The 19797-nt window shown below is 45.1% G+C and carries 24 protein-coding genes and 1 tRNA gene; 13 read left to right on the forward strand and 12 right to left on the reverse strand.

Features of this window, described 5'->3' with window-relative positions:
• Window positions 1-119: 119 nt before the first annotated feature.
• Genes sbcD through petN form a run of 3 tightly spaced genes read right to left on the reverse strand, consistent with a single transcriptional unit; the run spans window position 120 to window position 1665 of the window.
• Window positions 120-1373 carry an exonuclease subunit SbcD gene (gene sbcD / locus IM496_RS09195; protein WP_287661785.1) on the reverse strand — a complete coding sequence of 418 codons (1254 nt, stop codon included), beginning with the start codon at window positions 1371-1373 and terminating at the stop codon, window positions 120-122.
• A gap of 42 nt (window positions 1374-1415) precedes the next feature.
• Entirely contained in the window at window positions 1416-1559 is a 144-nt protein-coding gene (locus tag IM496_RS09200; RefSeq protein ID WP_002736416.1) for a hypothetical protein, read from the reverse strand.
• Between the two features lie 16 nt (window positions 1560-1575).
• Complete coding sequence (gene petN / locus IM496_RS09205; RefSeq protein ID WP_012265708.1) at window positions 1576-1665, reverse strand: cytochrome b6-f complex subunit PetN; 90 nt, start codon at window positions 1663-1665, stop codon at window positions 1576-1578.
• Window positions 1666-1750: 85 nt separating this feature from the next.
• Between petN and IM496_RS09210 the strand changes: the two genes are divergently transcribed.
• Both IM496_RS09210 and aroB read left to right on the forward strand, forming a co-directional pair.
• Window positions 1751-2146: a hypothetical protein gene (locus tag IM496_RS09210; RefSeq protein ID WP_194014215.1), complete on the forward strand. Its 396-nt coding sequence runs from the start codon at window positions 1751-1753 to the stop codon at window positions 2144-2146.
• A gap of 186 nt (window positions 2147-2332) precedes the next feature.
• Window positions 2333-3433 carry a 3-dehydroquinate synthase gene (aroB, locus tag IM496_RS09215; RefSeq protein WP_287661786.1) on the forward strand — a complete coding sequence of 367 codons (1101 nt, stop codon included), beginning with the start codon at window positions 2333-2335 and terminating at the stop codon, window positions 3431-3433.
• Here aroB and IM496_RS09220 read toward each other — a convergent pair.
• A complete protein-coding gene (locus IM496_RS09220) occupies window positions 3407-4546 on the reverse strand; it encodes a geranylgeranyl reductase family protein (RefSeq protein ID WP_287661787.1) in 1140 nt (379 codons plus the stop codon). The two genes, aroB and IM496_RS09220, sit on opposite strands and share 27 nt — an antisense overlap.
• A 238-nt stretch (window positions 4547-4784) precedes the next feature.
• Here IM496_RS09220 and IM496_RS09225 point away from each other — a divergent pair, with 238 nt between their 5' ends.
• Both IM496_RS09225 and IM496_RS09230 read left to right on the forward strand, forming a co-directional pair.
• Window positions 4785-5972 (forward strand): AAA family ATPase, encoded by a 1188-nt coding sequence (locus IM496_RS09225; protein WP_353737632.1) that lies wholly within the window; start codon window positions 4785-4787, stop codon window positions 5970-5972.
• Between the two features lie 44 nt (window positions 5973-6016).
• Window positions 6017-6325 carry a DUF4276 family protein gene (locus tag IM496_RS09230; RefSeq protein WP_287661789.1) on the forward strand — a complete coding sequence of 103 codons (309 nt, stop codon included), beginning with the start codon at window positions 6017-6019 and terminating at the stop codon, window positions 6323-6325.
• Window positions 6326-6891: 566 nt separating this feature from the next.
• On the opposite strand, the gene IM496_RS09235 is transcribed toward IM496_RS09230, so the two are convergent.
• Window positions 6892-7284, reverse strand: a complete 393-nt coding sequence (locus IM496_RS09235) for a DUF4278 domain-containing protein (protein WP_194015343.1) — start codon at window positions 7282-7284, stop codon at window positions 6892-6894.
• Between the two features lie 154 nt (window positions 7285-7438).
• Window positions 7439-7837, reverse strand: coding sequence for an FHA domain-containing protein (locus IM496_RS09240; protein WP_104398311.1), 399 nt, complete (start codon window positions 7835-7837; stop codon window positions 7439-7441).
• 295 nt (window positions 7838-8132) lie between these two features.
• On the opposite strand from IM496_RS09240, the gene IM496_RS09245 reads away from it, so the two are divergent.
• Both IM496_RS09245 and IM496_RS09250 read left to right on the forward strand, forming a co-directional pair.
• A complete protein-coding gene (locus tag IM496_RS09245) occupies window positions 8133-8306 on the forward strand; it encodes a hypothetical protein (RefSeq protein ID WP_199309408.1) in 174 nt (57 codons plus the stop codon).
• A 21-nt stretch (window positions 8307-8327) separates the two neighbouring features.
• Window positions 8328-9377, forward strand: coding sequence for an AI-2E family transporter (locus IM496_RS09250; protein WP_194015335.1), 1050 nt, complete (start codon window positions 8328-8330; stop codon window positions 9375-9377).
• Between the two features lies 1 nt (window position 9378).
• Here IM496_RS09250 and IM496_RS09255 read toward each other — a convergent pair.
• Window positions 9379-9451, reverse strand: a tRNA-Gln gene (locus tag IM496_RS09255).
• Window positions 9452-9577: 126 nt separating this feature from the next.
• Here IM496_RS09255 and IM496_RS09260 point away from each other — a divergent pair.
• Entirely contained in the window at window positions 9578-9763 is a 186-nt protein-coding gene (locus tag IM496_RS09260; RefSeq protein WP_194015333.1) for a hypothetical protein, read from the forward strand.
• Here IM496_RS09260 and ctpC read toward each other — a convergent pair.
• A complete protein-coding gene (ctpC, locus tag IM496_RS09265; RefSeq protein ID WP_194015331.1) occupies window positions 9753-11045 on the reverse strand; it encodes a carboxyl-terminal processing protease CtpC in 1293 nt (430 codons plus the stop codon). The genes IM496_RS09260 and ctpC overlap by 11 nt on opposite strands.
• Window positions 11046-11290: 245 nt before the next feature.
• Between ctpC and IM496_RS09270 the strand changes: the two genes are divergently transcribed.
• The 4 genes from IM496_RS09270 (at window position 11291) to IM496_RS09285 (ending at window position 14559) form a co-directional block, all read left to right on the forward strand.
• Window positions 11291-12112 (forward strand): cell division protein FtsQ/DivIB, encoded by an 822-nt coding sequence (locus tag IM496_RS09270; protein ID WP_287661790.1) that lies wholly within the window; start codon window positions 11291-11293, stop codon window positions 12110-12112.
• 193 nt (window positions 12113-12305) lie between these two features.
• A complete protein-coding gene (gene ftsZ / locus IM496_RS09275; protein ID WP_287661791.1) occupies window positions 12306-13553 on the forward strand; it encodes a cell division protein FtsZ in 1248 nt (415 codons plus the stop codon).
• A 6-nt stretch (window positions 13554-13559) separates the two neighbouring features.
• A complete protein-coding gene (thiD, locus tag IM496_RS09280) occupies window positions 13560-14360 on the forward strand; it encodes a bifunctional hydroxymethylpyrimidine kinase/phosphomethylpyrimidine kinase (RefSeq protein WP_287661792.1) in 801 nt (266 codons plus the stop codon).
• Window positions 14361-14367: 7 nt separating this feature from the next.
• A complete protein-coding gene (locus IM496_RS09285) occupies window positions 14368-14559 on the forward strand; it encodes a hypothetical protein (RefSeq protein WP_287661793.1) in 192 nt (63 codons plus the stop codon).
• Window positions 14560-14660: 101 nt separating this feature from the next.
• Here the strand turns inward: IM496_RS09285 and IM496_RS09290 are convergent, their stop codons facing one another.
• The 3 genes from IM496_RS09290 to IM496_RS09295 are packed head-to-tail and all read right to left on the reverse strand — an operon-like array spanning window position 14661 to window position 15145.
• Window positions 14661-14903, reverse strand: a complete 243-nt coding sequence (locus tag IM496_RS09290) for a hypothetical protein (protein ID WP_194015325.1) — start codon at window positions 14901-14903, stop codon at window positions 14661-14663.
• On the reverse strand, window positions 14857-15051 hold the full coding sequence (locus tag IM496_RS22370) for a BrnT family toxin (RefSeq protein WP_353737633.1): 195 nt from the start codon (window positions 15049-15051) through the stop codon (window positions 14857-14859). Before IM496_RS22370 ends, IM496_RS09290 begins: the two co-directional genes overlap by 47 nt.
• The gene (locus IM496_RS09295) at window positions 14975-15145 is read right to left on the reverse strand and encodes a BrnT family toxin (protein WP_228009598.1); all 171 of its coding nucleotides are present in this window, start codon (window positions 15143-15145) and stop codon (window positions 14975-14977) included. The genes IM496_RS22370 and IM496_RS09295 overlap by 77 nt, the downstream gene beginning before the upstream one ends.
• Window positions 15146-15323: 178 nt before the next feature.
• Between IM496_RS09295 and IM496_RS09300 the strand changes: the two genes are divergently transcribed.
• Window positions 15324-16685, forward strand: coding sequence for an SUMF1/EgtB/PvdO family nonheme iron enzyme (locus tag IM496_RS09300; RefSeq protein ID WP_287661794.1), 1362 nt, complete (start codon window positions 15324-15326; stop codon window positions 16683-16685).
• Between the two features lie 466 nt (window positions 16686-17151).
• Here the strand turns inward: IM496_RS09300 and IM496_RS09305 are convergent, their stop codons facing one another.
• Window positions 17152-18663 (reverse strand): ABC transporter permease subunit, encoded by a 1512-nt coding sequence (locus IM496_RS09305; protein ID WP_194015313.1) that lies wholly within the window; start codon window positions 18661-18663, stop codon window positions 17152-17154.
• 198 nt (window positions 18664-18861) lie between these two features.
• Here IM496_RS09305 and IM496_RS09310 point away from each other — a divergent pair, with 198 nt between their 5' ends.
• Window positions 18862-19617, forward strand: coding sequence for an amino acid ABC transporter ATP-binding protein (locus IM496_RS09310; protein ID WP_185239601.1), 756 nt, complete (start codon window positions 18862-18864; stop codon window positions 19615-19617).
• Window positions 19618-19797 lie beyond the last annotated feature (180 nt).

Consider the following 19797-nt stretch of genomic DNA (forward strand, 5'->3'; position numbering starts at 1 on the left):
CTGATAACTGATAACTGATAACTGATAACTGATAACTGATAACTGATAACTGATAACTGATAACTGATAACTGATAACTGATAACTGATAACTGATAACTGATAACTGATAACTGATAGCTAAATCGAGGTTTCTTCCTCTAGCCAAATTTCTGGCTGTTGATTTAATAAAAGCTGGGCTGCCTCTAACATATCATCAACAATATCGCGCAAATCTTCCTTATTGTCGATATAAGCTTTTAACGCCTCCATCGGATCTAATTGATTACCCACCCCTAATTCCGGTAAACGGGGACGGGTTAATTGACTAATTAATTCCGCCCGAATACTATAACTATGGGCAGTTTTTAAAGCCTCGTCAAGCTGATTGGTGTTAATTAGTTCTAATTGTTCACTGCGAATTTTATAAACTAAACGGATAACTGCTTCCTGAATATCATGTTTTTTGAGAGCTTTTAGCAATTCTTTTTGGGGGTTTGCTGCCTGGGAAACATCCACTTCGATGGAACGGAAAGTACGCACGGGTAAAGGACAAAATTCCCATTTAACCTCTCCTTTAGCCACTTCTATTAAAACATAGCCCTTATCTTCTTTTTCCTCGCTAAAATCCACTCGATCGATGCTCCCCGGATAGACAATAGGCGGATCATTGCTAGGATTAAGATTTTGATGTTTGTGAACATGACCGAGGGCAACATACTCGAATTGTGGACGATTTAGCAGGGATAAAGGCACGGTAAAACCTTTACCAACTGCTAAAAATCTTTCTGCTCCTAAACTAGCTCTATCGGCCATTAAATGGGCTAATAAAACTGTTGGTACGCTTGTATCTAATTGGCGAATTTCTCCTTCTAAAACTGGTTCCAAACGGTTAATTAACAATTCATTTACCCCACTCAAGGATAAACCCTCGGTTTCGGGACGGGTTAAGAGAGTGGCGCGGGTTAACCAGGGTAAAGTAATTACTTGGATATCGCCGTTGCGGGTGGTGATGCGATGGGTGGTCAGGCGATCGCCAACAATAAAACCAGGCACCGCTAGGGTACGATAGATGGAGAGACTGACACCGCCATTACCCTGAGAATGTTGATCGTGATTACCCACTAATAACACCGTCGGGATCTTAGCATCGGCAAGACGACGGAATTGACTGGCAAAAGCTTCGTGAACAAAAGGAGGGGGAGTGGCATCGGGAAAGGCATCTCCCCCAAAAAGCACTAGATCCACAGGGGAGGCAATAGCCCGATCGATACAGAGGCTTAAACTGCCCATAAAATCCTCTAAACGCGTGTTTAATCCCGTTTTTGGATTTAAACGCCCATGGGAAAAACCGCTCCCCATGTGAATATCCGATAAGTGCAGTATTTTAATCATAGTAAAGGAAAAACAGGCGTAATTAAGTACACCTGTTCGGGATTATTTTCCTAATTTTTTATCGCCATCTTGACGACGGCGATCGCGCCATTCTGTAGTCGTCAGGTAGAGAATGCCACCACTGACGATAACGAGGAGAATTAAGGCGACTAGAAAGAGAGTGTTGAGAATCAAGGATGTTTCCATGGTATCTATAGATTACCTAGAAACCGTTACGACCCCAAACCACCATGGCGATCGACCAAGTGAACAGGGCGAGAATGCTAACCCAACCAAGTGTCAAAATATCCATAATTGCCTTTGTTAAACGAAATACTTAGGAGATAACTACTCAATTTATAATACTTCATCAGTGACTCCGTTTTAGAGAGGCGATCATGCAAATTACGCTCAAGGAAAGAATCGAATCCATACAGGTGGGGAGTATCTCAGCACTGGCTTTCCTGGTTCCCTATCTGCTATTTTTAATTGTTGATCGACTATTGTTAGGGGAATCGCTCACACTAATTGGCGCTTTTGTCAAGATATCCGGGGCGATAATTAGCGGATTTCTCTTCGGTGTCACCTATCGTTATGTCGTCCGTAACGACGATAATCCCCATCTCAAAGATGGTACAGTGGCAGCTTTTGCCCTAGTCCGCGGCCTAGTTCCCCTACAATTATCCACAGACTTGATCGCTGACGCTTGGCAATTAAGTCTCTTTCTGGGAGAGAGCTTTATCTGTTTTTTATCCTGTCGTCTGCTCTTGGAGTTGACTAAGCTGCGCCCATAACCGATCATCTTTTTGGCTATCGGGAGTCAGGAGTCGGTCGTCAGGAAATAGGGTGATAGGGTTTTGGGGTGATAGGGTGATGAGACAGCTTCCCCACTTCCCCACTTCCCCATTCCCCCACACCTTACTTCCCCACTTCCCCACTTCCCCACTTCCCCACACCCCACACCCCACACCCCACACCCTATGGCTATTTGTATTCCCGTTAATTTACCCGATCGCTCCTATAATATTCTGATCGAGAAGGGCAGTTTAGCTAATCTCGGTGCAGAAATGAGCCAGTTAAGCTTAGGTAAAAAGGTTTTATTGGTTTCTAATCCCGAAATTTTTGAGTATTACGGGCATATAGCCGTTAATTCTCTAGAAAAAGCGGGATTTGCCGTTTTTACTCATCTGATCCCCGCCGGCGAAAATTATAAAACCCTCGATTCGATCGCCCAAGTTTATGATAGCGCCCTCGCTCACCGGTTGGAACGTTCCTCGACTATGGTTGCCCTCGGTGGTGGTGTAATCGGGGATATGACGGGATTTGCGGCAGCCACATGGTTACGGGGCATTAATTTTGTCCAAGTTCCCACCACCCTGTTAGCGATGGTGGATGCTTCCATCGGGGGTAAAACTGGCGTTAATCATCCCCAGGGCAAAAATCTGATCGGGGCGTTTTATCAACCGAAATTAGTTCTGATCGATCCTAGCGTGCTTAAAAGCCTACCCGTGCGAGAATTTCGGGCTGGAATGGCAGAAGTGATTAAATATGGTGTAATTTGGGATGCTGAGTTATTTCAACAGTTAGAAGACTCGGACAATTTAGCCAGTTTTTCTCAGATCGATGGCGAGCTATTGCAAACAATTATTACAAAGTCTTGCCAAGCTAAAGCAGATGTGGTAAGCAAAGACGAAAAAGAAGCGGGTTTGCGGGCGATCTTAAACTATGGTCACACGATCGCCCACGGCATTGAAAGTTTAACGGGATATACTAGCGTTAACCACGGGGAAGCGGTGGCCCTGGGGATGGTGGCGGCAGGAGCGATCGCTGTTAAACTGGGAATGTGGACCGCCGGGGAAAATCAACGTCAAACCGATCTAATCGAAAAAGCCGCCTTAGAAACCCGTATTCCGCCTTTAAATGCCGATGAGATGGTCAATGCTCTCACTGCCGATAAAAAGGTTAAAGATGGCAAGGTTAGATTTATTTTACCAACGGCAATCGGCCAAGTCACCATTAGCGATCGAGTCACCCCCACCCTAGTGCGCGAGGTGTTATCCCCAACCGAATCCGGGCAGTAAAAGCTTTTTCAATTGTTGCATCGCTTGTTCCGTAACATCCCGGTATTTTAAATCTCCCACGAGAATACGTCCCATCAGTTGACCGGCGATCGGGCGTTTAACGGCGACATTGTAGGCGATTTGGGTAAATTGATAGAATAAACCGGCTAATTTAGCCGCTAAAGCCATATCTTCCCCCCATTCTTCCCGAATTATCCGACTATAGCCCGCTAAAGCCTGATTATCTCCGGCTAAAGCTCGATCGATCGCCTCGGCTGCCTTAACTCCCGTCAAAATTGCCGGACGGATACCCTCTCCGATGAGCGGATCGAGAATACCCGCCGCTTCCCCTGCAATTAAGGCATTTTGGGCGTGTAGCGGTTGATTTCCATTCCAAAGGGCTAAAGCATACTCACTATAGCGATAATCCTCTAAATTCCAGCCTTTTTGACGGGCATAATTTAACAGTTGTTTTTTTAGCTCCTCGGATTTGATGCTGCCCTTAAAACAAGCACCGCTAATTGTGTAACCATTAGACTTGGGAAAAGCCCAGATATAACCATTTTTTAGGGAACCAAAGTCAAAAAAAGCTTTTTTGGTGGGAATAGTCCCTTCTGCGTTAGTAATTTCCAGAGTAGCCCCGATCGCTTGGTTTTTTGCTGGTAATCCCAACCAGCGACTGGTATTGCCCCTAACACCATCGGCAGCAATCAGATATTTACCTGAAAATGTTCCTTGGGATGTGGTAACTTGCCAGTGATCTTGAACGAATTTGATCTGGGTAACTTCGCTGTTATCTTGGATAGTTGCCCCGACTGCGATCGCCTGTTGACCTAAAAAATCATCGAAACGATCCCTTTGTACCATCCACATCGGTTCTAGCATATTTAACTTAGTGGTGACGGCATCCCCCTGTTTCCAGGTAAACTGTACTTGGGTGACGGTATTCTCGATCACGGGGGTAAAATCAAAATCAAACCACTGCTTAATTGCCGGGGATACCCCCCCACCACAGGGTTTATAACGGGGTAATTTCGCTTTATCGAGGATCAGGATCGATCGTCCCTTTTTAGCTAGATGATAACCCGCCGTCGCTCCTGCTGGTCCCGCACCGATGATAATACAGTCAAACATTTGTACTAATTTAAGTCGTTGAACAAATTTATAGACAATTTACGCTATTTTGGGCAACTTGTCTTGAGTCTGGTTTCTTGTCCCTTCCTCAGGCGGTTGAGCTTGCCTCTCTAATTTCTAGCTGATTTATACCCCAATTTCCCAGAGAGTCTAATCTCTGGCTTTTTTGGCTAATTGATCAGTTATCTTCACCTGATCAATCGTATAATCAAAAAAACTATAACTGCTCGATTATATCATGAAAATTGTTTCTATTAAAATAAAAAACTATCGTATGTTTAAAAACATACACATAAGAGATATTCCCCCTTTTTGCGTGATTATTGGAGCTAACGGCACGGGAAAATCTACTCTATTTGATATTTTTGGGTTTCTGCGAGATGCCCTCAAAAATAACATTCGCCAAGCCTTACAAATTCGCGGCGGTTATAGAGAAATTATCACTAGAGGTCAAGAACAGGAAAATATTGAAATCGAGCTGCAATTTCGCATGAAAATCTTAGATACAGAACGTCTGGTTACTTATATACTTATAATTGGACAAAACAAAAATCGCCCTGTTATCAAACGCGAAATACTTCGCTATAAACGGGGTGAACACGGTAAACCTTTTCATTTTTTAGATTTTCAACTTGGTCAAGGATATGCTATCACCAACGAAGAAGATTTTAGTAAACCGGATAAAGAACTCGATCGAGAAGAACAACAGCTAGAATCTAACGATATACTAGCAATCAAAGGATTAGGACAATTTCAACGTTTTAAAGCCGCTACAGCCTTTCGTTCTCTGATTGAAAATTGGCACGTTTCTGACTTTCATATTAGCGAAGCTAGAGGAAGTAAAGAAATATCTTATGCTGAACACTTATCCCCTACTGGCGACAATATAGCTACAGTTGCTCAATATATTTATCAACAATATCCCACAATTTTTCAGCAAATTCTCGAAAAAATGAAACAAAGAGTTCCGGGTATTTCCTCTGTGGAAGCCAAAGAAACCGAAGACGGTCGCTTGATTTTACGTTTTCAAGATCAGGCCTTTAAAGACCCTTTTATTGATCGCTATGTTTCTGACGGGACTATGAAAATGTTCGCCTATTTAATATTACTATTCGATCCCAATCCTCATCCCCTACTCTGTGTCGAAGAACCAGAAAACCAACTTTATCCTACTTTATTAAAAGAACTAGCCGAAGAATTCGCCCACTATAGCGATCAGGGGGGTCAGGTATTTGTTTCTAGCCACTCTCCCGATTTTATCAACGCGGTTCCACTAGCTAGTATTTTCTGGCTAATTAAATCCCAAGGTATCACCCAAATCCATAGGGCTGCCGATAGCGAAATCCTCAAAAACTTAGTAGCGGAAGGCGATTTACCCGGCTATCTTTGGAATCAAGGCTGGTTTAAAGGAGTAGAACCCCAATGAACTATGATATCGTATTTTTGCTAGAATAGTCATCTATAAAAAATGTGTTAGAAGAACTTTTGCCTAAACTTATTCCCCCAGAAATAAGGTATAAATGTATTAGTCATCAAGGCAAACAAGACCTAGCCAAATCTATTCCTATAAAACTCAAAGCTTTCAAGAAATCTAGTCCCAATACCAAATTTATTATTGTCCATGATCAGGACTCCCACGATTGTCAAGAACTCAAAAAGAAACTAGGGCAAATTTGTCAAAATGCCAGTGATACTCAAGTCTTAATTCGGATTATTTGCCATGAATTAGAATCTTGGTTTCTGGGAGATTTAGCAGCGGTAGCCAAGGCCTATAAGTAGGTAGGCGTTAAAAATTATCAGATCCCCCCGCCTATCGGCACCCCCCTTATCAAGGGGGGCAGGGGGGATCGAACCTAAAATCCATTTTTAATTTAATTATAACCAGCTACTTAATTTAAATAGTCTCGGCCAAAAACAAAATAAAAGTAAATACAGAGAACCAGACCTGCTTAACTCGGCCAAACAAGAATTAAAAAAGCTAGTAAAAGAGTATTATGCAGGAACCCACTCTAAACAGATTGCCCCCCATCTTTCCCTAACTGAAAATAAATCCCGTAGTTTTCAAACTTTTATTCAAGGTATCAAAAATGTTGTGGAAATAATACAACACCCCAATCCGAACCCAAACTAAAATAGACCTCGACCTAATATAATTAAAAGCTTGTAAGCTCCTAACTAGGGTTGGCTGAAAAAATCTAAAAATCTTGTTGGATAATATCTTGAGGCTTTTTTAAAATCAAAAAGTGCCGGCCCTGGGAGTGAGCGGGGGGAAGATTTAGGCATTTTTGCGCCCAAAAATATTCCCCCCGGCAGAACCGAGGGGAAAGTGGAGAAAAACCGCTAATCTAGCAGTTTAAGGCTAAGTCTTGGGATTCTTTTTTCAAGAGATTAACGAGGGTTTCATCCCCATTCTCTTGAGCGATTTGTAAACGACGTTCCAGACGAAGACGAATATTGCTCAGATGGACGCTAGAAAGGGTTTCCTCTTGGACGACAATAGGGGGTTTGACAACCGGCAACGGACAAGTGTTCGGGGTGACTTGTCCAGCAAGATGAGGACGGGTGCTGTAGGCAACTCCACGATACTGACGATGCAGTTTCGGCTCTAATTGGAGCATATGGCGAGGATAATGGTGATTCCAGTCTTGACCTCGGTATTTACCCCCGATATCTCCGGTCTTCATCTCCAAGGGGAGAGAATCCCTTTCGTACTTAACTCCTCGATAGGCTAACATAATATCACTGACTCCCTGCAATGCTTTAAAGTGACTTTAATCCCCCTTGTCGTCCCTATTTAGGGACAGCAAGCTAGAAGATTTTATTTCTTATTCTGTATCTATTTTTACATTTTGTTAGGGAAATTGAAAAAACTTTATAAAAATTTAATATTTTCTAGCTGGCGATAGTATCCTTTTCTGGCTGAGTTTGGTTGCCCACCAAAGGAGCCTCTAGGGATTTGAGGATTAATTTTGGTTGCTCGTCCTCATCAATGAGACGAATTTGAATTTGCGGGCCGGAGGCGGCTAAACGAACCACCATACCATCAACGACAGTGGTTTTCTTGATCGGTTTGCCATTGAGAAACGTCCCATTTGCCCCTAAATTTTCCAATTCCCAATCATCGCGATCATTACGGTGGATTTCTAAGTGCCGCCTCGAAACCACAGCACTATAGAGAACTACATGATTATCCAGCGCCCTGCCGATGAGAATGGTTGATTGATCATTGTCAAATTGCCAATGTTGTAGAGGTGTGGCTTGACTGGGGTGTAAAAGAGTTAATGTGATCACGGTGACTGTTGGCGGCACGATAGAGGAGGTGGACAGGGTAAATCTTATCTGCTGTCAAGATTGATCCTTGCTATTAAGTCTTAAATCCTAGCAATGAATATCTCTAGTTAATTGACTGAGCCTTTTCTTTCCATTGTCTCATACTTTCCTCTTCCCTCGGAACCGACCTCCCCCAGAAAATCTAGCCCCTTCGCCCTAGTATTAATAAAACTGATGGGGGATGATTTCCACATTTTGACCAATTTTTAACCTCTTCAGGGATAAGATAGTGCTGGTGTCCCCTAAACATTCATCTATGAGCGGCTTTATTATCAAAATAATCTTGATATCGGCTTTAATTTCCCTGGGAATTAAATATCTTGCCCCTTTATTATCGATCGCTCCTGGTCCTCTTAACACTTTAATTCTGGTTTTTACTCCTTTTCTGCTCACGGTTTTTGCCCTCTGGAGACGGACAATAACTGATTAGGAATTTTTCTCCTTACTCATCATGACTTTTGGCAGCAGCCTCGGTTTAGTCCTGTTAGTCTTTTGTCTGCTGATTCTCTGGCAGATTCGACAGATTCTCTTATTACTATTGATGGCGATTCTTCTGGCGCAGATTTTAAATTTAGCTGTCACTTGGTGGCAGCGTCATCACCTCAAGCGTTCCCACGCCCTAATTATTACTCTTTTTGGCTTCTTTATTGGTATTATCGGTATTTTTGTGGTAATTATACCCGCTTTAGTCCAACAATTTCGCCAATTATTTAGTTTACTGCCCCAAGCTATAGAAAGACTCTGGGGACAAGTGCATCGTCTTGAGGATTATCTCGATCCTAGTTTGGCCAGTGTCTTTCCAGACTTTAAAACCCTGCTGGCTCAATTACAACCCCTGATTAACCAAATTGCTGGCCGGGGTTTGAGCATTTTTTACGGTACTTTCGGCATTATCCTCAGCTTACTGCTAATTGTTGCCCTGAGCTTGATGATTCTCGCCGATCCTGCCGCTTACCACCGTTGTTTTCTGCGTTTATTTCCCGCTTTCTACCGTCCTAGGGTACGATCGATCCTAGAACATTGCGATCGAGATTTAAAAGCTTGGCTAAAAGGGATTTTCTGTCATATGTTGATTATGACCTTGGGCAGTTGCCTAGGTCTATCCCTGATCGGCATTCCCCTCGCTTTTTCCCAATCTATTCTGGCAGGATTTCTCACCTTTATCCCCAACCTCGGACCAGTTTTAAGCACGATTTTACCCTTTTCTATCGCCCTTCTGGAATCTCCTTGGCAACCCTGGGCGGTTTTACTACTCTACAGCAGTATTTATCTGTTAATTCAATATTTCGACCGTCATTCACCGCTGCCCATTTTAACAGTGCAGTCGCTCAAGCTCTTACCCGCTTTTACCCTGTTGGCCCAGTTGTTTTTCGCCTCGATTTTTGGCTTTTTAGGGCTATTTCTAGCGGTTCCCCTGACGCTTATCGGTCGTATTTGGCTAAAGGAAGCTTTGATCAAGGATATTCTCGATCATTGGCGGATTAGGGATAAAAAATACTAAACTGGGGATCTAGGATTCGAACCTAGGAAATGGCGGGACCAAAACCCGCTGCCTTACCGCTTGGCTAATCCCCATTGGACAGACCTTTTTAATATTAGCATTTATCTCCCCGGTTTTGTCAAGAAGTTGATAAAAATTTTTTACTTCGGGATTGAGAGACGCTATAAACAAGGGAATAGAGGGATTAAGGAGAAAAATCTATGGATAATAGCGGACAAAACTGGTACATTGTCCAGGAAAATACGGGAATTTGTCAGATTATAGCCCTAGAAAACGGAAAAACCCCAGTCAATGGTCAATACTGGGGTCCTTTTGCCGAGCGGGGAGAAGCGATCGCCCGTCGGGTGGGTTTAATTCGAGCGGGCAAATGTCAACCTATTGTTTAGCGGTATTGGTGGGCGTTTTCTTGCCTTCAGTGATTTCTTTTTCCAAGATTTCAAAACCCTTCTTGAATTGAGGATCCTGGAAGGTTCCCACCTGATCCCGTTCCTGTTGAAGATTTTTGCGATCTTCCTCGCTCAGTTCCGACTCCACATCCGGATGAATACCATCTTTATTGATGTCCCGTCCGTCGGGGGTGAGATACTTGGCAATTGTCACCGCTAATCCCGAACCGTCACTGAGACTGCGTACCGATTGCACTAATCCCTTACCAAAGGTTTTCGTACCGACAATAACCGCCCGATCATGATCCTGTAAAGCTCCGGAGAGAATTTCACTGGCACTGGCGGAACCACCATCGACGAGGACAACTAGCGGTTTATTAGTCAAAGCTTGATTGTTAGCCCGTTGACGTTCCGTCACCCCCTTGCGATCGACCGTAGAGACAATTAAACCATCGGGTATCCACATCCGAGCGATTTCGATGCTGGCGTAAAGTAAACCGCCGGGGTTAGAACGCAGATCGAGAATATAACCCTTCACCTCTTCAGATTCCAATTCGCGAATCGCTTGACTCATATCGCCACTAGCTTGGGCGCTAAATTGATTGAGACGGATATAACCAATTTTACCGATCGGGGTGTTTTCCGTGCGGGCCCGCACTGGGTGAATTTCAATTTTAGCCCGGGTAAGAGTCAATTCTTTCTTCTCCTCACCCCGTTGAATCGTGATCTTAACGCTTGTCCCCACTTTGCCGCGGATCATGCTCACCGCTTGCTCCAGTTCCATGCCTGCGGTAGATTTACCATCGATAGCGATAATCACATCTTTAGGCAGCACACCAGCTTTAGAAGCGGGAGTATCTTCAATGGGTGAAACCACGACTAACTGCTTAGTTTTCTCATCTTTGGTCAGTTGAATCCCTACCCCTGTCAATTCTCCCGATGTATCGATCTTCATATTGTTAAACTCTTTGGGATCCATAAAACGGGTATAGGGATCATTGAGAGTTTTCAACATCTCGCGGATAGCGGTGTATGCTTCCTCTTGATTTTTGTAGGAACGATTTAAATACTGATTGCGGACGGCGTTCCAGTCCGATTGATTAAAAGTGCCATCTAAATAAGTGCGGTTGATGATTTGCCAAACCTCATCAACGGTTTCCTTGGGACTTTCCTGAAAAAAAGCTTGACTTTGGGAGAGACGGAATCCCGCCCCCGTGACGGCGACGGTAGACAGGACCACTGCTGTAGCACCGAGAACAAGTCCGCGTTTGTTGATAACCATAGGTAATTTTCGGATAAATTAGGCTGTTCTTGCCGGAACGCTCTTTCTGGCTGACCGTCGAAATATCTTGGCAAAAAGTAGCGTTTAGGTTTATTGGAGACAGACAAAAGAACGCCTGTAGACTACTACTGTTATAACATTTATTATCTCTTTCTTTGTCAAACTGATTACTTGGGTAGCGATCGAGTTGCCAGCAGCCCACCTCGCGACCTAAGATAACAGCAAAACTGTCCCGGATTTCCCCTATGAGCGATCAAATCTTTTCTTCCCTCTCCCTGGAACAAAAACGACAAAACCTGCGCCACCAAAGGCGATCAAAGGTGTGGCAAGCTCTAGGTCGCTTTCTGGTGGTTAGTGGTTTAGCGACGGGATTAGCTTGGGGGATGACTTCGCCCTATTGGACAATTACCAAGGACGGACAGGTGGAAATCGCAGGTACGGAATTAATCTCGTCCGAGTCGATTCGCGCTTGGCTGAAATTAAGCTATCCTCTATCTATCTGGGAATTACCCACCCATCAATTGCGAGAAAAATTAGCGGCTATTCCCGCTATTGCCGACGTTAAGATCGAGCGGCAATTATTACCCCCGAAAGTGATTGTTTCCATTCAAGAAAGAAAACCTGTTGCCCGTTGGCGTTCCCATCAACAGCAAGGCTTTTTAGATGCCACCGGAACGATAATTCCTCAAAACTATTATGGTCGAACTCTACCCAAAACCCAATTACCTAGCCTAGAAGTGCTTGGTTACGACCGACAATATCAACAACAGTGGCAAAAAATTTATCCCTTAATTGATAACTTATCGATTAAAGTTACCGCCATCGATTGGCGTAACCCTAGTAACCTTGTACTAAAAACCGAACTAGGACAGGTCTATTTAGGTTTTTATAGAGATAGATTGCCCGAAAAATTAACCGCTCTTGTACAATCACGGCCATTGTCATCCAAGATACCTCTAGCGCGAATTCTCTACATTGACCTGAGCAATCCCGATGCTCCCACTGTACAATTAAAACCGCAGCCAGCCCCTATGGTTGCCAAAGTAGCGGCAACCAGTCGGGATTAACTGGAATTTATCAGCAAAAAAACGCAATTATTCCCTTTAGGTATTGGCAAAAACCCCAAATTATGATTTTATGAACAAGAAACTGATAATGTAGATACTGGAACCGACATAATATTAGTGATAGTGTTAACATTGCATCTTTAGATTCATCAAACCAATAACAGAATCTTGTACTAAGAGTGTTCCAATTCCAATGACATCGATTAATGAAATCGTTCCCACCTATCCCAATCTGAACAGTAACGATTATGCCAGTTCAGCTATGAGCGAAGATAATCATTACTCTCAGAATAATGCTGGAGTATTATTTACTCGTCCCCATGAATCACAGATGACACCCCGAGAAGAAAGTCGTAGTAATCGCATCGTGCCGAGCAATGTCGCCAAGATCAAGGTGATCGGGGTCGGCGGTGGGGGCTGTAACGCCGTTAACCGCATGATCGCCAGCGGCGTGACCGGAATCGAATTTTGGGCAATTAACACCGATGCCCAGGCCCTGGCCCACTCCTCCGCCCCCCAGAGGTTACAAATCGGGACAAAATTAACCCGCGGCCTAGGGGCGGGCGGCAATCCGGCGATCGGACAGAAAGCGGCGGAAGAGTCCAGGGATGAAATCGCCCAAGCATTGGAAGGAACCGATCTAGTCTTTATTACCGCCGGCATGGGCGGCGGCACGGGAACAGGGGCTGCTCCAATTGTGGCCGAAATTGCCAAAGAAATCGGCTGTTTGACCGTGGGAGTTGTGACTCGTCCCTTTACCTTCGAGGGTCGTCGTCGCACTAATCAGGCCGATGAAGGGGTGGGCGGTTTACAAAGTCGGGTCGATACCCTGATTATTATCCCCAATAACCAGTTATTACAGGTAATACCCGCCGAAACTCCCCTACAGGAGGCTTTTCGCGTCGCCGATGATGTGCTGCGGCAAGGGGTACAGGGTATCTCGGATATTATCACTATCCCCGGTCTGGTGAATGTGGATTTCGCCGATGTGCGGGCAGTGATGGCCGATGCGGGTTCAGCCCTAATGGGCATCGGCATCGGTTCTGGAAAATCTCGGGCTAAGGAAGGAGCGATCGCGGCTATATCCTCACCGTTACTGGAATCCTCGATCGAAGGGGCGAAAGGTGTGGTCTTTAACATCACTGGTGGTCAAGATCTAACCCTACACGAAGTCAATGCCGCCGCTGAAATTATCTATGAGGTGGTTGATCCCAACGCTAATATCATCTTTGGGGCAGTAATTGACGAGAAAATGCAGGGAGAAGTCAGAATTACCGTCATTGCCACCGGTTTTTCTGGCGATTCCCCCTCTCGTCCCACCAGTAACAAGGTGGTGATCAATACCCCCGCACCCAGTCCGGCCCCGACTCCCGAACCAGCAAAACCCGCAGGATTAGATATCCCCGAATTCTTGCAACGTCGTCGTCCTTTTGATCGCTAACCTCCTATGACTGCCATTGCCCTCACCATCGCCGGTTCCGATAGTGGTGGCGGCGCGGGAATTCAAGCTGATTTGAAAACCTTCGCCTTCCACCGAGTTCACGGCACCAGCGCCCTTACCTGCATTACCGCCCAAAATACCCTAGGGGTCGAGCGCGTCGAGTCCCTAAGTCCAGAAATGGTAACGGCCCAAATCGATGCCGTGGTCAGGGATTTCGGTGTGTCAGCGGTCAAGACGGGAATGCTGTTCAGCAGCGAGATTATCGAAGCAGTGGCCGAGGCGATCGAGCGCTGGCGTTTAATCAGTTTAGTGGTGGATCCGGTTATGGTTTCGCGGGTAGGAGCCAAATTAATTGATGATCGGGCTATAGATAGTCTTTTTAATAGTTTAATTCCCCTAGCTTCGATTGTTACCCCTAATCGTTACGAAGCACAGCTTTTAAGTGGCATTGAGATCAATGATTTTGAGACGATGAAAGCGGCCGCCGAAATTATTTTCCAGAAGTCGGCCACACCGGTATTAGTGAAGGGGGGAGGCATGAAAGGTCGGCTGCGTGGGGTTGATATCTGCTTTGATGGACAGGAATGGGAAACTTTTCAGACCAGAAGCGTCGAAACCAATAACACTCACGGGACTGGTTGTACTCTATCGGCAGCGATCGCCGCTAACCTCGCTTTGGGGGATGACCTGAAAATAGCGGTGAAAAAAGCCAAGGATTACGTTACTAACGCCCTTGAGCATTCCCTCGCCATCGGTAGCGGAACCGGTCCTGTGGGGCATTTTTACCGCTTAAAAGCCCTAAATTAGTCGATTCATGACCACTACGCCCCGTATTTACCCCCAAGTACCCCAGGGTTTCACCGGTCGCCCCTCGGTTCCCCTCTCGGTCTATCGGGAATTAGTCAAAGAATTGCAGGCCACCCAGGCACGGGTGGAATTTCTAGAAGCACAAAACCAGCAACTTGTCAAGAGTAATCGGCAATTACGTCAGGATGGCAGGTGGTGACTTTAATCGATAATCGCAGAGTCCTGTAGGGGCGAAGCATTCGGGTATAACCCATCGCTGAAACCGGAGATTTCCTGTCCGAATGCTTCGCCCTTACTTTTTTAGCAAGTCCTAACCAATTCAGGTAAAGGTTCAAGACCTACCCATCTACCTTGTTTCCAGATTTCCTCATCCTCTACCGGTAACGCATCGGGATCGGAACGGGCAGCTTGATCTATTTTCTCTTCGGTCATCTTGTTGAGACGTTCCCTCTCTTTTAGTTTTTCCGTGCCGGACTCGATGACGATTTTCTCTTGGCTACCGTCCTTTAAGAAAACTGTAATACGCTTTTCGTTTACGCTCATTTGCCCTCCTAGCACTAATTAATCGACACGATTTGCCTCTTAAGGTATATACAAGGCAATAGACCTGTTTTTCAAGTTCCCCAAACGCTATCGTCCGTTTTTCGCCATAAACCCCTACGATTATCTGGGATTTCGTAAAGAAAAGTATCGAAAAGATCGAGAATTTCCTCAAAGTCCACATTATGTTTTTCTATGTTAGAACACCGCTTGCTCTCATCCCATTCAAACGAGTCAAACTTCATAGTTTATCAGTTAAGCCTATAGAAAACCTTTTAGTCTTGAGATAATATTAGGTAGAGATCTGATGGTCTCCGAACCCAATTGGTAGGGCGATAATCAGGCCAGACCGTGGAAACCGTGTGTTTAAGTCAGAGGATAGGGGAGAATGGCAGCGATAGAGAAGGGGGCTAGGGGTGAATAATGGAATTCGATGTATTTCTCTGTCACAATGGTCAGGACAAACCTGAAGTTAAAAAGATTGCCGAAACCCTCAAACAACAAGGTCTAACCCCTTGGCTAGATGAGTGGGAACTACAACCCGGACTGCCTTGGCAGCGAGAACTTGAGAAGCAGATTCAAAACATCAAGTCAGCCGCCGTTTTTGTGGGGGGAAGTGGCATCGGCCCCTGGCAACAGATGGAGATCGAAGCCTATTTACGCCGCTTTGTCAGGAACCAGTGTCCAGTCATACCTGTTCTGCTATCCAATGCGCCCGATCAACCAGAGCTGCCACTTTTTCTGGAGGGAATGACTTGGGTGGATTTTCGGCGTTTGTCTCCCAAACCTATGGAGCGATTAATTTGGGGAATCACAGGAATTAAACCTCGTTCCCCTCTTGAATTAACTTCCGAAAATCCAAAAACCCCCAATAAAGAGGAGCAGATTAAGCAGATACTTCCAGTTCAGTCCCAAACTTTTACCTTTGAAACCTTTACTGTCAACCCCAATGGTAAAGTCAGCCCACCCGAAAGCAAAACCGCCCGCTACTACAGCGAAGATTTGGGCAACGGCATCACCTTAGAAATGGTCGCCATACCGGGGGGAACATTCACGATGGGAACTGAAGACGAGGAAATCGAAAGACTGGTGAAAAAATTTAACTGGCAAGGATTTAGAGCGGAAAGACCTCAACATCGAGTAACCGTTTCTTCTTTCTACATGGGACGTTATCCCATCACCCAGGCCCAGTGGAAAGCGATCGCCGCAACCGCTAAAATAGATATCGACCTGGAGACAAACCCCTCTCGCTTCAAAGGGGATGAGCTACCCGTAGAAAGAGTCAACTGGTATCAAGCAACGGAATTCTGTAAACGACTATCAAGGGAAACAAAACAGGAATACCGACTACCGAGTGAGGCAGAATGGGAATATGCTTGTCGTGCTGGAACCACCACCCCGTTTTACTTTGGGGAAACCATTACCGGGAAATTTGCCAACTACAATGCCAGCAAAACCTACGCCGGGGAAGCGAAGGGAGAATATCGAGAAGAAACGACTCCCGTGGGACAGTTTCCCCCAAACGCCTTCGGACTGTACGATATGCACGGCAATGTCTGGGAATGGTGTGCCGATACTTGGCACGATAATTATGATGGTGCGCCGACGGATCGCAGTGTCTGGATAAAAAATGGGGATGATAATCGTTCTCCTCTGCGGGGCGGTTCTTGGTGCTACTATCCTTATGGCTGCCGTTCCGCTTACCGCCTCATCAGCTTCCGCCGCGACAGCTACTACCTCAGCGTCGGTTTTCGGGTGGTGTGCGGTGCTGGGAGGACTCTGTAACCCTTTTTCTCTTTTTTTCCCTTTTTACCCTCATTTCCTATTTTTTCTTTTTTCTTTTCTTTCCCGCCCTTAGGCGGGTCGATTTTGTAGGGGCGAACTGCGTTCGCCCGCCGGCAATAATTATCCCACCGGCAATAATTATCCCGCCGGCAATAATTATCCCGCCGGCAATAATTGGGTTAATCAGGGGATTTGGGCGCACGCGGTGCGCCCCTACGGGTTTGGGGGTGGTTTTTGGAGGTTTTTGGTTTTTTTGGGGGATTTGGGGGATTTGGGCGCACGCGGTGCGCCCCTACGGATTTGGGGGTGGTTTTTGGAGGTTTTTGGTTTTTTTGGGAAGGGGGGTGCCGATCCCCCCTGCGCCCCTTAGGGGGGTGTCTGATAATTTTTAACGCCTACCTACTTACCTCGTCTATATTTCACATTTATTCAGCAAACCCTACTTATCAGTTCCCATCTGTTGCCCCTAAGCTTTCTGTTCCTGTTTAGATTTATGTAGGGGATCCATATAAATCTCTAAGCGCTTAAATACCACGGAGGAAAGGGTAGTTAAAACCAAATAAACTAAAGCAACAGCGATATAAATCTCGAAAGCTTTATAGGTAGTGGCTACCATTAACTGACCTTGCCGGAATAACTCTTCAAAACCGATTACTGCCGCTAAACTGGTATCTTTAATTAGGGTGATAAATTCATTCCCCAAGGGTGGCAACATCCGGCGAAAAGCTTGGGGAAAAATCACCTCGTGCATGGTTTGCACTGGGGACATTCCTAGACTAGAACAAGCTTCCCATTGACCATTATCGATCGATTGAATACCGCCGCGCATAATTTCAGCTAAATAGGCCGCTACATTTAAACTTAGGGCAAATAGGGCCGCCGGTAAACGATCTAAGTCGATATTTAAGCCAATTTCTCGGAACAACCCGGGCAAACCAAAATAGATCAAGAATAATTGCACCAGCATCGGTGTTCCCCGAAAGAAATCCACATAGATGCGGCAAATTGTTTTTAACCATTTGTAGGGAGAAATCAGGGCAATGGCCACTAAAGTTCCACCGATTAAACCGAAAAGAAAAGACAGAACCGTTAACAGAATTGTCCAGGGAACCCCTTTAAAAATCAGGTTATAGAATAATTCTCCCCAGTTAAAACTTGATTCCTGTAAATTATTTAAAGCTGGGGCAACTAAGGGTAATTCTGGCGGTTTTTCTCCAAACCATTGCCGAAAAATAGCATCGTACCGACCACTTTCTATGACTCGACCGAGAGCATCATTAATTAACTGGAGATAGGGGGAATTTTTGGGTAAAGCAATCCCGTAGAATTCCTCTGTTAATAATTCTCCGACTACTTTTACTCTCCTTAAACCTGCTTGTTTAATTGCATACAAAGTCACGGGTTTATCGTTAACTACCGCCTCAACTCGACCATTAATTAATTCCTGCAAAGCTAAAGCGGCCGAGTCAAATTGACTAACCACTGCTCCAGGTATTTTTGTCGCTTCTAAGGCTCCCGTTGTGCCAATTTGGACGGCAATTCTTTTGCCTTTTAAGTCTTCAAAATTTTTAATCGTCTTATTATCTTCCCGAACAGCGATCGCTAAACCAGCCCTAAAATAAGGTCGAGAAAAAGAAATCGCTTGGGCCCGTTCGGCGGTGATAGTCATGCCACTAATAGCGGCTTCCACTGTTCTCGCTTGTAGAGCCGGAATAATGCCATCAAAGGGTAAATTTCTAAAGTCAATGTTGAGATCGGCTTCCTTGCCAATCGCTCGCATTAAATCGATATCAAACCCGGTTAATTGTCCCCCTTGTTGAAATTCAAAGGGTGGAAAAGTTGCTTCTGTGGCGACTCGAAAAGGATTAGGAGGAGTCTGGGAAAAAGCGGGAATAACACTTAATCCAAGCGCCAAGACTAATCCTAACAAGGCAAAGATAACTCTCTGTACCGCCCGCCCTCGCCAAAATTTAATCATTTTTTAATTTTTTCTCCTTGATTTTTTTACTCAATTAAGTTACGGATTTCGCCCTACTTGCCACCTAAGACAGATGTAGAGAGACTATTTGAGTATTATGATTATTCCTCTTGATAAAATGTCGTCAAGGATACAATCTGGCAGAAACTAATCTGGATACTTTTATACAGAATGTAAAATTTTTTACGAGAGGACATCATGACCACTACCACCCCTGTGATTGTTAGTGAAGGTTTACGCAAAAGTTACGGCTCTTTAGAGGTACTTAAAGGAGTTACAGGCACTCTTTATCAAGGGGACGTGGTATCGGTAATCGGTCCCTCTGGCTGCGGCAAAAGTACCTTTTTACGCTGTCTCAATCGTTTGGAAACAATTAACGGCGGCCGCTTGGAGGTGATGGGGATTGACATCTCTTCCCCGAAGTTAAATCAATCAGTCCTCCGCAAGTTACGCAGCCGGGTAAGTATGGTGTTTCAACACTTTAATCTTTTTCCCCATCTCACCGTTTTGCAAAACTTGATGTTAGCGCCCAAGCAAGTGTTACACCACTCGGAAAATGAGGCTAAGGATACGGCAATTCATTATCTGGAAAAGGTGGGATTAGCACCAAAAGCCGATGTTTATCCCGACCAATTATCGGGAGGACAAAAACAACGGGTGGCGATCGCTCGCAGTCTCTGCATGAAACCAGAGGTGATTTTATTTGATGAACCCACTTCGGCCCTGGATCCGGAATTAGTCGGGGAAGTGTTAAACGTTATGCGTCAATTGGCCAATGACGGTATGACTATGGTAGTCGTCACCCACGAAATGCAGTTCGCTAAGGAAGTCTCTAACAAGGTTTTGTTCTTTAATCAAGGTGTGATCGAAGAAGCAGGCGATCCCGACACCTTTTTTAATAATCCCCACAGCGAGCGCCTACAAGCTTTTTTAAGTCGCATCAATAGTAATTAGGGTTGGCTGAATTCAGGAGGCAAAAGGCAAAAGGCAAAAGGCAAAAGGCAAAAGGCAAAAGGCAAAAGGCAAAAGGCAAAAGGCAAAAGGCAAAAGGCAAAAGGCAAAAGGCAAAAGGCAAAAGGCAAAAGGCAGCTTTATTCTCCCCACACCCTACACCCTACACCCCACACCCCACAC

Source organism: Microcystis sp. M049S2 (genome assembly GCF_020245625.1).
Classification (GTDB): Bacteria; Cyanobacteriota; Cyanobacteriia; order Cyanobacteriales; family Microcystaceae; genus Microcystis; species Microcystis ichthyoblabe_A.